The organism is Rhodoligotrophos defluvii (genome assembly GCF_005281615.1).
Taxonomy (GTDB): domain Bacteria; phylum Pseudomonadota; class Alphaproteobacteria; order Rhizobiales; family Im1; genus Rhodoligotrophos; species Rhodoligotrophos defluvii.
In genome coordinates this window covers 282,005-295,427 of the sequence record NZ_SZZM01000002.1, presented here as the reverse complement: position 1 = coordinate 295,427, position 13,423 = coordinate 282,005, and the positions used below count along the sequence as shown (strand labels likewise).

At 61.5% G+C, this 13,423-nt stretch carries 12 protein-coding genes; 6 read left to right on the top strand and 6 right to left on the bottom strand.

What is annotated here, in order from left to right; translation table 11 throughout:
* Positions 1–8 precede the first annotated feature (8 nt).
* From E4P09_RS10515 to E4P09_RS10490, 6 genes are all read right to left on the bottom strand, one after another.
* Complete coding sequence (locus E4P09_RS10515; protein WP_137389563.1) at positions 9–809, bottom strand: ABC transporter ATP-binding protein; 801 nt, start codon at positions 807–809, stop codon at positions 9–11.
* Positions 809–1,858 (bottom strand): FecCD family ABC transporter permease, encoded by a 1,050-nt coding sequence (locus E4P09_RS10510; RefSeq protein WP_137389562.1) that lies wholly within the window; start codon positions 1,856–1,858, stop codon positions 809–811. Before E4P09_RS10510 ends, E4P09_RS10515 begins: the two co-directional genes overlap by 1 nt.
* A complete protein-coding gene (locus E4P09_RS10505) occupies positions 1,855–2,979 on the bottom strand; it encodes an ABC transporter substrate-binding protein (protein ID WP_137389561.1) in 1,125 nt (374 codons plus the stop codon). Before E4P09_RS10505 ends, E4P09_RS10510 begins: the two co-directional genes overlap by 4 nt.
* Positions 2,980–2,996: 17 nt before the next feature.
* Positions 2,997–5,312: a TonB-dependent receptor gene (locus E4P09_RS10500; RefSeq protein ID WP_137389560.1), complete on the bottom strand. Its 2,316-nt coding sequence runs from the start codon at positions 5,310–5,312 to the stop codon at positions 2,997–2,999.
* Positions 5,313–5,503: 191 nt separating this feature from the next.
* Complete coding sequence (locus E4P09_RS10495) at positions 5,504–6,475, bottom strand: FecR family protein (RefSeq protein WP_137389559.1); 972 nt, start codon at positions 6,473–6,475, stop codon at positions 5,504–5,506.
* A gap of 94 nt (positions 6,476–6,569) precedes the next feature.
* On the bottom strand, positions 6,570–7,055 hold the full coding sequence (locus E4P09_RS10490) for an RNA polymerase sigma factor (RefSeq protein ID WP_137390262.1): 486 nt from the start codon (positions 7,053–7,055) through the stop codon (positions 6,570–6,572).
* Positions 7,056–7,429: 374 nt separating this feature from the next.
* Here E4P09_RS10490 and phnF point away from each other — a divergent pair, with 374 nt between their 5' ends.
* From phnF to E4P09_RS10460, 6 genes are all read left to right on the top strand, one after another.
* Entirely contained in the window at positions 7,430–8,152 is a 723-nt protein-coding gene (gene phnF, locus E4P09_RS10485; protein ID WP_137389558.1) for a phosphonate metabolism transcriptional regulator PhnF, read from the top strand.
* A gap of 127 nt (positions 8,153–8,279) precedes the next feature.
* Entirely contained in the window at positions 8,280–9,575 is a 1,296-nt protein-coding gene (locus E4P09_RS10480; RefSeq protein ID WP_137389557.1) for an extracellular solute-binding protein, read from the top strand.
* Between the two features lie 65 nt (positions 9,576–9,640).
* Positions 9,641–10,822, top strand: coding sequence for an ABC transporter ATP-binding protein (locus E4P09_RS10475; RefSeq protein ID WP_137389556.1), 1,182 nt, complete (start codon positions 9,641–9,643; stop codon positions 10,820–10,822).
* Positions 10,819–11,748: a carbohydrate ABC transporter permease gene (locus E4P09_RS10470; protein ID WP_137389555.1), complete on the top strand. Its 930-nt coding sequence runs from the start codon at positions 10,819–10,821 to the stop codon at positions 11,746–11,748. The genes E4P09_RS10475 and E4P09_RS10470 overlap by 4 nt, the downstream gene beginning before the upstream one ends.
* The gene (locus E4P09_RS10465) at positions 11,745–12,569 is read left to right on the top strand and encodes a carbohydrate ABC transporter permease (RefSeq protein ID WP_137389554.1); all 825 of its coding nucleotides are present in this window, start codon (positions 11,745–11,747) and stop codon (positions 12,567–12,569) included. The genes E4P09_RS10470 and E4P09_RS10465 overlap by 4 nt, the downstream gene beginning before the upstream one ends.
* 15 nt (positions 12,570–12,584) lie before the next feature.
* The gene (locus tag E4P09_RS10460) at positions 12,585–13,409 is read left to right on the top strand and encodes a phosphodiesterase (RefSeq protein WP_137389553.1); all 825 of its coding nucleotides are present in this window, start codon (positions 12,585–12,587) and stop codon (positions 13,407–13,409) included.
* Positions 13,410–13,423 lie beyond the last annotated feature (14 nt).

Below are 13,423 nucleotides of genomic sequence, written 5' to 3'. Positions count from 1 at the left end.
CACCTGCTCTACCTTTCTTCGGGACTAGGACCTTGCGCCGCCGGTCCGTCGATCAGAATGATGGGGGTACCCCGCGAGCAGCGCTCGATGCGGGCATCGACACCATAAGCCCGGCGCAGAATGCTGGCGCTGATGGCTTCTTCAGGAAGGCCGTCGGCGAGGACCTTTCCTGCCGCCAGGACGATCACGCGATCTGCGGTCCGAATTGCGAGATTGAGGTCGTGAATGGCCATGAGCGCGATCACGCCGTCCCGCCTCGTCGCCTCGCGCACGGCCCGGATAACGTCCAATTGCCAGTGCAGATCGAGCGCCGATGTCGGTTCATCGAGGAGGAGCAGCCGGGGCGCTCGCACCATGACCTGGGCGAGCCCCACCATCTGCCGCTGGCCGCCCGACATCTCGCTCAATGGATACAGCGCGATCTCGTGGATGCGCAGGCTGTCGAAGACGGCCTCCACGGCCTGTGCGGCAGCCGCTCTCCCCAGATCCTGGCGCGTGGCGCGAAGCACCCCGAGCACGGTCTCATAGGCAAGGAGCGACGTGGGTTGCGGTGGAATCTGGGGCAGATATGCCGTCTTCCGCATGCGGTCCACCGGTCGCAGGGCGCCGAGGTCCTCGGCATCGAGAGCGATTTTCCCCCGCATTTGGCAGAGGCCGGCGATCGCTTTCATCAGGGTGGACTTGCCGGCCGCATTGGGGCCGACGATGGCGGCCAAACACCCTGGCGCAATAACCGGCAGCGAGAGGTCGGTCAGCACCGACCTGCCTCGATAGCCAGCCGACTGGATGGTAATTGCGAGCCCCCTCATCAGCCGCGTCTCCTGGCCAGGACGAGGGCGAGGAAAACCGGAATCCCCGTGAGCGCGGTGACGATCCCAATAGGCACCACCAGGCCGGGGATGATGCTCTTCGAGGCGATGGAGGCGAGCGACAGTATGAATGCGCCAGCGAGCGCGCTGCCGGGCAGATAAAAGCGGTGGTCCTCACCCAGGGCGAGCCGGGCCACATGCGGGCCGATCAAACCGACGAAACCGATCGTACCGACGAAGGAAACGGCCACGGCAGCGAGCATCGAGGCGCGAAGCAAAGACAGCATACGCAACCGCTCCACGGGTATGCCGACGCTGCGCGCCTGATCCTCCCCGGCCCTCAAGGTGGTCAAGCTCCAGGCCTGACGCATCGACCAGGGCAGGACGACCACGAGGACGACGGCCACCACAGCGATTTTGTCCCAGGTGGTGCGCGTGAGGCTGCCCATGCTCCAGAAGACGATCTGCTGCAACTGGTCGGCGTCGGCCAGGAACTGGATGAGCCAGACCAGGGCTTCGCAGGTGAACAGGATGGCGATGCCGAAAAGCACCACGGTATCGGTGGACGCGCCATAGCTGCGAACCAATGGCTGGATCAGGAGCATGGCGGCCGCTGCGAACACGAAGGCCAGAGACGGCACCGTATAGGTCGCACTGATCCCGGACAATTCGATGCTGAATGCGATGGCCATGGCCGCACCCAGGGTCGCTGCAGCGGAGACGCCGAGGGTGAAGGGGCTGGCCAGGGGATTGTTGAGCACGGTCTGCATCTCAGCGCCCGCAAGGCCCAGAGAGCCACCGACCAGCAGGGCCATTACCGCTTGGGGCAGCCGGACATTCCAGAGGATGACAGACTGGCTCACGTCGAGGGAAGAGGGCGCGAACAGGCCACCTAGGAGGGCCTCCAGGGGAAAGAGCGACGGTCCCGTGGTCAGGTCGAACAGGAACGAGGCGACCACCGCCATTGCCAGAAGCGCCAGGCAAAGAATGCGGAACCGGATGAGATGCGAATAGCGTCGCGCCAGAGCAGGGGCCGCCGGGGTGGTCATCGCAGGGAGGTCCAGTAGACACCGTCGACCGCGAAGGGCTGGAACCGGCGATAGAGACCCTGCATCAGCGCTTCCGGATCCAGATCGGCAAAAAGTTCCGGATGCAACCATTTCGCGAAGACCTGGACGGCGACCACATTGAAGGGCGAGTTATAGAAATGGTGCCAGATGGCATGGGCGCGCCCGTCCTTCACCGCGGACAGTTCAGCGATGCCGACGCGCTGCATTGACCGGGCAAGGCTCGCTTGCGCCACGGTGGCCGGGATGCCGGCACCGAGGGTGACCCATTCGGGGTCATCCCTGACGCCGTTTCCGATGGCCGTGCCGATATAGATGTCGGGCTGATGGGTAAGGAGAAACTCCAGGCTGATGGTCCCGGCCTGACCGGGAATGATCTCCTTGGCGATGTTTACGCCGCCAGCTGCATCTACGAGGCCGGCCATCATGCCGTGAACCATCGTCTCGCAACAGCCTTCGGACAGACCGACGCGACTTTCGAGGAATACTCGCGGAGGCTCGGGACGCGTCGTCGAAAGGCGATCCTGCACCTGGCCAAGCGCGTCCTGCCAAGCCTTGATGAATTCGGCGGCCCGTGCTTCCCGGCCGAGCACCTGGCCGAGAAGGGCGATCGACTTCGGCGTGTTGACGAGGGGATCGCTGCGGAAATCTATGAAGACGATCTCGACACCTGCGGCTTGCAACGTGTCGATCACTTCCGCGGACCGGGAATTGGGACCATGTCCGTGAAGCCCGAAGATGGCGACCTGCGGCTTGAGGGCGAGCGTCTGTTCCAGGCTGAAACTGTCCTGGGACGTCCGGCCGATACGGGGCACATTCGCGAGCCTGGGAAAGGCTTTGACGAAGTTGCCGTAGTTCCCCGGATCGAGAAGCTCGAACTCGCCCATCATCCCGACGAGGCGGCTGGCCGGATCCTCCTCCAGAATTGCCAAAGCAGGAAGGAAGCGGCCTTCGCCCAGCACGATGCGCTCAACTTTTGCCGGTAGCTCCACACGCCGCCCTGCCAAGTCGACAATGGCTGCGGCGCGGCTGGCCGCGTTGCCAATGGCTACCAGGCACAGGGCCAGGAACAAGCTTCGACACAAGACCATCGACCGTCGCATTGGCGATGCCTTCCGGCTCAGAAGCGCGCCGTTGCGCTCAGGATGATCGACCGGCCGGGCTCATAGAGGGGCGTAACCGTTCCAAATTCCTGGCCGTAGGTGGCGCGGTCCGAATAGGTCTCGTCCAAGAGATTGCGGGCATCGATGCGGAAGCTGAGATTTGAGTATGCGGTGGGGCGGTATTCCGCAAACAGGCTGAAGACCTCGTAGCCCTTGTAAGGCCTGTTGCCGGGTGCCACGTCGTCATAGTCGAAGACGAATTCCGCATCGCCGCCAATCGTCACGCCCCAATCCACGAAATGGTGCGCGGCTGTGAGGGTCACGACCTGGCCAACGGGGGTCGCCAGATATATTCCGACGTCTGAGTCCGCTGGCTTGCCGTCGATGGTCACGTCGATGTCGGCATATTTCACGCGAACAAAGCCCGGTCCCCAATTATAGCCGGCGCCAATCTCGAACCCCTCGGATTCCACATCGCGCGCAATGATCGCGCCGAAAGCGCCGGGTCCACCTATTGCATATTTTGCGACCCGGGCATTGTAAATGTCCGTGCGGAAGACATTCCCCTCCAGGGTGAAGCCGTTGTACCGGGCCAGGAGCCCGATCGTGTAGTTGTCCGCCGTCACCGTTTCGGGACCCGTGTGGTAGTCCCAATTGGGGTTCATGATGAAGTTCTCGGCCAGCGGTATTCCAGCCCAGACATGCGAATAGCCGGCCTTCGCCGTCAGGTAGTCCTTCACCAATTCATATTCGCCGGAGATGTTGCCGCTGAAGCCGGCATTGCTCCAGTCCGATCCGTCTGTGCCGGTGAACCACTGTTGGTCGACCCGCCCACCGAAGGAGAGACGGGCGCGATCCCAGGCATCGAGGCGGGCCTGGGCATAGCCGCCGACATTGGTGGCGTATTCGGTCGCAGGCCCAAACTTATCGTTCAATTTCGCCTTGTCGTCATAGAAGTCGATGCCGGTCACGACGGTGCCGAGCGGCACCGTCCACTTGTTCTCAGCCTTGCCGTTCAGGCTTTCGGTCGTGCCGCTGACATCATAGCTTGAGGGTTCGGTGGCCGGCGGCACGGGACGGAGGAAGACCGGCACATGCACGTCGGTTCCGCTATAGGCCAGGACGACTTTCGGATCCCAGAAGGCGGTTGGGGTGACGTCCGTATAGGTGAAGACTGCATTCTTCCGGTCGAGCTCATAGTCGCGGATCCGCGGTTCCCAAGGCGGCCGACCATCGATGAAGCCGATATTGGCGCGGAATGGCCGTGGGGCATCGTCATTGATCTGCTCGTAGCTGAAGGCGAAGCGGTTGCCGGAAACAGTCGTGTAGGCGAGCTTGCCGATGCCGTTGATCACGTCGGTCGCCGTGCCACCCACCTTCTCGCCATTGCCGGCCCTGAACTCGTCGCCACCGCCCATGTTGAAATAGGCGAGGATGTCCCAGCCCTCATGCATGCCAAAGGTCGTGAGATTGCCAATCGAGGTGTTGCCATTGAAGTTGAAGGAATATTTGGCGAAGGCGCCGACGCCGTCTTCGGTGAGGAAATCGCGTGCGTCCTTCGTCTCGTAGGCGATGGTACCGGCGAGAGCGCCGGGTCCTGCATCGGCTGGCGCGACGCCCGCATCGACCGTTACGGCCTTCAGCAATTGCGGATCGATCAGTGTCGTGGCGTTGTGATGGAAAATCTTGTTGTTCTGCCGACTGCCGTCGATCGTTACGTTCAGGTTGGTCTCCTCGATGCCGTGGACATAGACCTTCTGCGACATGGGGATCGATGACCCGACCTTGATCCCCGGCTCGTCGCGAAAGACGCCGCTCAAATCATAGGGGTTATTGCGCTGCAGATCCTGGGGCGTGATGACGATCTCGGCCACGCCACCTTCGCCGATAGCGTGGCCGGTCACGTCGATCACGTCCAGCATTGTCGAGCCATCTGCATCGACCGTCCCGGGTTCTATCGGCGGCAGATCGTCGTCATCATCATTCCTGGCTGCCGCCTGGCCGATGACGGCGGTGCGCTCGCTGGTGATCGAATATGAGATGCCGGTGCCTTGCAGGAGGCGTGCGAGGGCCTGCCGTGGCGTCATCGTGCCGACGACCGCGCGCGACGTGATGCCCCGGGTCGTGGCGGCTGCGAGGGTCACCTGGAGACCGGATTGGCGGCCAAAAGCCGACAATGCGCTGGCGAGCGGCTGAGCGGGGATATTGAATGCCATCGGCGCTTCATTGACGGCTGCCGAAGGCGAAAGCACGGAAACATCCGCTGTTTGAGCATAGGTCTCTACGCTGTCAGCAAAGCTGAACAGGGCGGTGGTGGCGAGCAAGCGCAGCATCACCCTTCCCGCGAGGCGCCTGTCTCCCGCGCAAGGCAGGCGGAAACTCATCGACATCATAATCCCGGCTTCTCCGATCTCCGGTCAGGCATGGGGTCCTGAGGGCCCCACGCGCTGCCAGATCAGAGACGATCTGCGCCGCCGGTTTTTTCACCTCGATCGGAGTTTTTTCTCAGATGGCAGGGGCCACGTCAGGGTCCTGAAACGATCCGCAAATAGGGCGAGATCTCTCTCACCTTGCCGCCATAGGGCCGAACCAGGGCTCGCAGGGCTCGGTCCGGATCGTGGAGATCGTAGAGGCCTGTTACCTTCTTGTCGGCGAGCCTGGAATCGGGGATGGCGATCCAAGCCGAATGGTAGCGGCGGATCTGCTCGATCACCGAACCGATGCTGGCGTCGCGCACGAATAGGCGTCCGGCCCGCCAGGCGGCGATGTCATCGGCCTCGATCTCGGCCTTCGTCATCGTGCGGGTTGCCAGATCCACGGCGACCATCTCATTGGGCGCAACCCGAACAGTCTCCATTCGATCGTGGAGGCTTGTCGATACCGCAACCGATCCCTCGGAGACCTCGACTTCTGCCGTCGAGGATGAAAGTCGTACATTGAAGGCCGTGCCGGTGACGGAGACCTCGACCCCGGATGCCAGCACCTGGAAGGGGCGTGCGGGGTCCTTGGCGATCTCAAAGAACGCCTCACCGGAGAGCAGCGTCGCGCGACGCTGCGCGGTCGCAAGATCGACATCGATGGCGCTATCAGCCCCAAGCTCGATCACCGATCCGTCAGCGAGAGCTACTCTGCGGCTTTCACCGGTCGGCGTTACGTAATCGGCATGCCAGTGGCGCGTCAGGACTGGATAGGCCAGGGCGAGCAGGAGCGCGATCGCTGCCACCGAGATGAAGGATGCCAGTAGCGGCGCGCGGGAGGCGGGAGTGGCGTCCGCCTTCCGCCTGCTATCAGCGGGGTGGGGGGAGGCGGGGATTTCGCCCAGCAGTTGCCACGCCTGATTCGCACGCTGCCAAGCCGCCCGGTGCTCGGAAGACTGGTTGAGCCAGGAGGCAAAGTCCCTGGACAGAGCAGGATCGTCAGGGACGTCTTTGAGACGAAGCAGCCAGTCGGTCGCCTCTTCAAGGGCCGATCCCGTTCTTTCGTGGCGGTCGTTCAAGTCCAGGCCTGCTGCAATCTTCCGAGAATGGCGAAAGCGACGACTCGTCGCTGCTTGATGCCTAGACGATTAACCCAGGACGTTTTCTCGCGCTTCAGTTTCTTTCTGCGGCGAGCGCTTCGGCAATCTCGATGAGGGCGGAGCGGACATAGCGATGAGCCGTGGCTACGGAGATGCCGAGCTCGTCTGCGACCTCCTCCAAGGTATGGCCGCCGAAGCGGTGCAGCTCGACCGCTTGACGGGCTTTCTCTGGAAGTTGCTCCATGACGCGGGATACGATCTTCACCTGGGCGCAGAACAGGGCCGATTGTTCCGGAGTTGCCTCGCTCCGCGGGCGCGTCCAGAACGGCATCTCATGCTCGGCCTCTCGCGCTTCGATTTTCCGGCGCTTCAAGACGTCGAGGGCCAGATTGCGAACGATCCTGTAGAGATAGCCCAGAGGCTGCGCGGGATAGCCGGTCCTAGAGAGTGTCGGAGAAAATCTGAGGAAGGCCTCCTGGACCACATCCTCCGCGGCCTCGCGCGAGCCCAAGATCGGGGTTGCGAACGCGATCAAGGCAGGCCTGTAAGCCCTATACATATCCTGTATATCAACCGGCCCTTTCACGATCCTATTCCCACCAGCACACGTTCCATGCACTAGTGAATTTCAAATTTAAAAGCAATTGCAATGATTTAGAATTAGTCTAGACCCAAGGCGACCAACGACAGAGCTACTCTCGCAGCGCGTGGTCCCCATTGCCCTGGGCTTTCTGATACCGAGCAATAGACCACCTACGCCGAACGTATAGCCGTAACGACACCTCACCACCGGTGCAGTTGCTTCGTGGCGTACTGCTGCTCCGCCTGCTGGCGGGAAGTCCGGCGGGAATGCATTCGGCGGATCGCGTCAGTCATCTAGACAATTTCCGACATGCGTGCGAATGAATGCGCAGACATGTCAGGAGATGATTCATGCGTCGAGCGGGTACCATCCTATGGCGGGAGATTGATACGGCTTTGAGCAGCGAGATCGCGGAAGGGCGGTATCCGGCGGGCTCCAGGCTCCCCGCCGAGGCAGAGCTTGCAGCCCGGTTCGGGGTCAATCGCCACACTGTCCGGCGTGCCCTGGCGGAGCTGCAAAGCCGCGGCACCATCTCGGTCGAGCGCGGGCGGGGCATGTTCGTGAAGTCCCCGCGCTTCAGCTATCCCGTCAGCAACCGAACGCGCTTCAGTGAAAATGTCTCGCACATCGCCAAGAAGGCGCGCGGGCGGATGTTGCAAAGCTGGCAAATGCCTGCGACCGAAAAGCTGGCTCGCGATCTGGATATCCAAGTTGGCGCGACAGTCATTGCCTTCGATGATCTGCGCGTCATCGATGGGGAGCCTGTCAGCTTGACGACTCATCACTTCCCAGCCGACCGCTTCCATGAGTTGCCAACCATCTTCGCGGATACGGGCTCGATAACCGAGTCGTTGCTGCTTTTGGGTGTTGACGACTACACCCGGCGGCTGACGCGGGTTCATGCCCGCCGAAGCACGCCGGAAGAGGCTGCGCTCCTCAAACATGAGCCGGATGCGCCAGTTCTCGTGGTCGAGTCCATCAATATCGACCGACAAGGCAGGCCGATCGAGTTCGGCAATTCACGGTCGACAGGCGGGCTATGGGAGATCGTGCTCGAGGGTTCCCCGGCGTAACAGCCTAGATATCTAGATGTAATCCGCACGTCACATAGACCATCTATCCCTGCGCGACAGACCGACGACGGGCTGCACCAAGCAAGCCGCTTCGGACGGTCAGGCTCGCAGGTTGGGGGATGCCGCTATGAGATGGTTATTGAATGGTCTGGCCCTGGCGTCGGTCTTTGCTGGAATTGGTGGCTTGGTGCCGTCCGCATCAGCCGAACCTGTCGAGCTCACCGTCCAGTACACCCAGCCGCAGATCTTCGACAAGGTCTTCGAGAAGCTCAAGGCCGATTTCGAAGCGCAACACCCGGATATCAAAATCAAGTTTCGCGGACCTCACACTGATTACTCCGCCGGCGTGCAGGCCTTGCTGCGCCAGGCGACGGTCGGCGGCATGCCCGATGTTGATTACGTCGGCTTGTCCTTTGTTCCGATCGTCGGCGAGCGCGACATCGCCGTTGATCTCACGCCGTTGATGAAGGCCGATGGCTCGAGCTTTGAAAAGGAAGGCTGGACGGCTTCCATGCAGTCGATCGGCCAGGCAGACGGCAAGCAGATCGGCCTGCCCTTCGCCGTCTCCATGTCGCTCGTCTATTACAACGCCGATCTCGTGCGGAAGGTGGGTGCCGATCCTGACAACATGCCCCGGGATTGGGATGGGTTGCTGGGCATTGCGGGCAAGATCAAGGCCCTCGGGCCAGATATGGCCGGCATGTATATCCCTTACGCGAGCACCTGGTACGGGGCGTGGTATTTCCAAGGTGTCCTGTTCGGGCTCGGCGGCGAGATGATGACGCCCAATGCCAAGACTGTTGCTTTCGATAAGGATCCGTACTTCCAGAAGGCCTTCGACCTCTATCGCCGGATGGTCGACGAAGGCGGCCTCGTGCCAATGTCCGACCAGGCCGCCCGTCAACAATTCATCGCCGGTCGCATGGGGCTGTTCATCGACTCGATCTCGCGTCTCAACAATTTCACGACCTCGATCGGCGATCGGTTCACGCTCGGCACCAGCCCCCATCCGCTGGGCGCCGAGAACGGCCGCCTGCCAACCGGTGGCAATGTGGCGATCATCACCAAAGAGGCGGAGAAGGACCCGGCGATTCTCGCAGCTGCTTGGAAGTGGCTGAAATATTCCACCGGCCCGCAGGGGACCAATGCGGTCATCAGGCTCGTCGGATACACGCCTGTCAATGTGCTTGCCTTGGAGGATCCGGCGCTGCTGAAGGGGTATTTCGATGACAAGCCGCTCCACAGGACTGCGGTCGATCAGATCCCGCTCGTGCGAGAGTGGTACAGCTTTCCTGGTCCGAACACGATCAAGATCGACGACGTGATCGGACAGCATCTGGAGGCTGTCGTCGACAAGACCGAGACGCCCGAGCAGGCTCTCGTTTCTCTCACGAAGCAGGTCAACGAACTGCTGCCGCGCTGATCGCGCACAATGCTGACCGGGGCGCGCTGGAGAACGGCGCGCCCGAGCTTCCGCAGTGAGGCCAGATGGCAACGCTCGCACTTTCACGGATCGCGAAGACATTCGGGTCAGCCCCGGTTCTGCGTGGGATCGATCTTTCGATCGGCCATGGGGAATTCGTTGCCGTGGTGGGTCCGTCCGGATGCGGAAAATCCACATTGTTGCGGCTAATTGCCGGTCTCGACTGCCAGGATGCGGGAACAATCCACATCGACGGGATACCGGTCGATGGTACGCCGCCGAAAGAGCGCGACATCGCCATGGTGTTTCAGTCCTACGCCCTCTATCCGCATATGACGGTCGCGCAGAATATCGCGTTGCCTCTCGTCATGCGCGACCTTACCCGCGTGGAGCGCCTCCCACTCGCCCGCCATCTGCTGCCAGGTGTGGCTCGCAAACGCGCTGCCATCACCTCCGCAGTCGAGGAAGCCGCAGATTACGTTGCTTTGCGCGGGTATCTCGGTCGGAAGCCAAAGGAGCTTTCGGGCGGCCAACGACAGCGCGTCGCTCTTGCCCGCGCACTCGTTAGAAAGCCCAGGCTCTTTCTGTTGGACGAGCCACTTTCCAACCTCGATGCCGCCTTGCGCGCGTCCACGCGGACGGAGATCGTCGCACTGCAGAAGCGCCTTCAGATCACGACCGTTTATGTGACCCATGATCAGGTCGAGGCCATGACCATGGCCGACCGGATCGTCGTGCTCATGGATGGCGCTGTCCTGCAGGTCGGTTCGCCCAAGGAGATCTATGACGCGCCCGCTGATATTCGCGTTGCGCGCTTCATCGGCACGCCGCCGATCAACCTCCTCGCGGGTGAAATCATCGATGGTTTTGCGGTCCTGGCCGGCTCGCGGCTGCCAATCAGAGTACCGGGCGTCGAAAGTGGCACGATCCGCCTCGGTATCCGCGCCGAACACGTCAACCTGACGGGACGGGATGAGGGCATGCTCATGGGAACCGTCACGCAGAAGGAATTCCTGGGCTCGGAAGAGCTGGTCCACGTGGCACTGGAACGTGGACGCGATCTCGTGCTCATTGCGCGGCACCAGTCCGAGCTTCCACCACCGACGCCGGGATCCGTCGTCGGCGTCCAGTTCGCGAGCGACAGGATTCTCCTTTTCAATGCCGACGGGAAGCGCATCCCGAGCAGTCCTGCGATCGCCTCGCCTGCGCCGCTCCATCGGCGTTTCGCCGAGGCCGCTGCCTCATGACGAGGTCTGCTTTAGCGACAGCCTCGAGGCAACTCGGATCCGCTCAAACCGCTGCTCGGACCGAGGCGAGGATCGCTTGGATCCTAGTCTTGCCGTTCCTGGCGGGCGCGGTGGTGTTTCTCATTCTCCCCTGCATCGGCGTCATCGCCATGGCGCTGTCGGATTGGCAACTCGGTGACTCGAACATCCGCTTCGCTGGGCTGCAGAACTTCATTGAGCTGTGGCGCGATGACATCTTTCGCCAATCGGCTGCCAATACGGTGTTCTATGCCGCCCTCGTAACGCCGGCATCGGTGATCCTGGGATTGTGGCTTGCGCTCCTCATCGAAAGCTCATCGATCGGCCGCGCCTTTTTCCGCTCGGCCTTCTTTCTCCCGGTGGTCTCGACCACCGTCGCCATGGCAATCGTCTGGGAGTTCCTGCTCCATCCCTCTCTCGGCCCGGTCAATGCTTTGCTCTCTGCCGCCGGCCTGCCGCGCCAAAGCTTTCTCAGCAGTGCCTCGACGGTGCTGCCGACCTTGGCGATGATCGGGGTTTGGGAGAATGCGGGCTACAACATGGTCCTGTTCATGGCCGGCCTGAAGGCGATCCCACGTGATCTCCATGACGCGGCCGCTGTGGACGGGGCGCATCGGCCTTGGGAGCGGTTCTGGACGGTAACCTTTCCGCTTCTCGGGCCGACACTGGTCTTCGTTGTGATCATCTCCTTCCTGCGCTCATTCCGAGTGTTCGAAACGGTCGCCGCCATAACGCAGGGCGGGCCGCAGCGTGCCTCCGAGGTGGTGCTGTTCACCATCTACCGGGAGGGGTTCGTCTATTTCCGTGTCGGCTATGCTTCCGCGCTGACCGTTGCGTTCACGGCACTGCTTTTGACGCTCACCATTGTCAAATTTCGCTTCCTCGATCGGCGCGTGCACTATTCATGAAACTTCTCACCGTCTCGCTCCGGTTCGCATTGCTGTGTGTTCTGGCGATCGTGTTTCTCGCACCATTCGCCTACATGCTCGCCTTTTCTCTCAAGTCAGCGAGCGAGATCTTCAGCGGCAGCCTTTCTCTGCTGCCGAGCAGCCTCGATGGGTTTGTGAACTATTCGAGCGTTCTCTTCGAACGGCCCTTGCTGCTCTATCTCATGAACGGCGCCATCGTCTGCGCGGCGATCCTGTTTTTCCAGCTGCTCTTCGCGTTGCCCTGCGCCTATGCGGTCGCCAAGCTGCGCTTTGCCGGTCGCGAGCTCGTGCTGGGGCTCGTCCTGCTCGGATTGCTTATTCCGATCCAGGTCACGGCTCTGCCGATCTATGCAGGTTTCGCCCAGCTTCGGCTGCTCGACAGCTATGCGGCCTTGGTCCTGCCCTTTGTCTCATCGGCCTTTGCCGTCTTTCTATTTCGTCAATTCTTCCGGACCATGCCCGATGATCTTCTCGACGCAGCCCGCCTCGATGGGCTCGGCGAACTCAGCATCATGCTGCGGATCCTGCTGCCGCTGACGCTGCCGGCGGCGACCGCATTCGGGATCTTTTCGGTTGTCTCACACTGGAATGATCTGTTCTGGCCGCTGGTCGTCATTCAATCACCGGAGCTCAACACGCCACCGCTCGGGCTGATCTATTTCCGGTCGGCCGAAGCGGGTGATCGCTATGGCGAGTTGATGGCCGCAACCGTCGTCGTGACTGTGCCGCTCGTGGCGGCATTCCTCCTTGCTCAACGACGCTTCATCGAAGGTATCAGCCTTGGCGCTCTGAAAGGCTGAGAAGGGAGCTTTCGCATGCTCAAGATCATCCAGCTTACCGATTGCCATCTCGTGCCCAAGGGTGAGATGATCTTCGGCAGCGACCCGCATCAGCGGCTCACTGCAGCCGTGGCGGACATCAATCGCCATCACGGCGATGCCGCGCTGTGCGTCGTGACAGGCGATCTTGCCCATCACGCCGATCTCAGCGCCTATGTGCTGCTTCGTGAAACCCTGAACGGTCTTTCCGTCCCTTATCAGCTGCTTGCCGGCAATCACGACAATCGCGCCACATTGCACTCCGTCTTTCCCGAACTGAGTCTCGACACCAATGGCTTCGTTCAAACGGTCCGCGATACGTCGGCGGGCCGCTTGATCTTCCTCGATACGGTGGAGGAAGGGGTGCACACTGGGCTTTTCTGCAAGACGCGTCAGTACTGGTTGGCGGAGATGCTGGAGACGAGCGACAATCGGCCCGTCTATCTCTTCATGCATCATCCTCCCTTTCCAATCGCCCTGCCCCATATCGATCAGTATGTGATGACCAATGGCGATGAATTTGCCCGGGTGGTGGCGGGGCGGCCGAATATCCGCCACATCTTCTTCGGGCATGTGCACCGGCCGGTTTCCGGAAGCTGGCACGGCATTCCGTTCTCAGCGCTGCGCGGAACCAACCACCAGAGCTGGCTCACTTTTGAAGAGACGCGAAAAAATATCTGCAGCCTGGAACCGCCGGCCTATGCGGTCATCTTCCTCGACCGGGATCGAACAATCGTTCATTATCACGACTATCTCGACGCAAATCCGAGATATGCGTATGACCCCGACGCGCCACTGGATGATCAAGTTATACGGATTTGAGCTCGAGCAGCTGG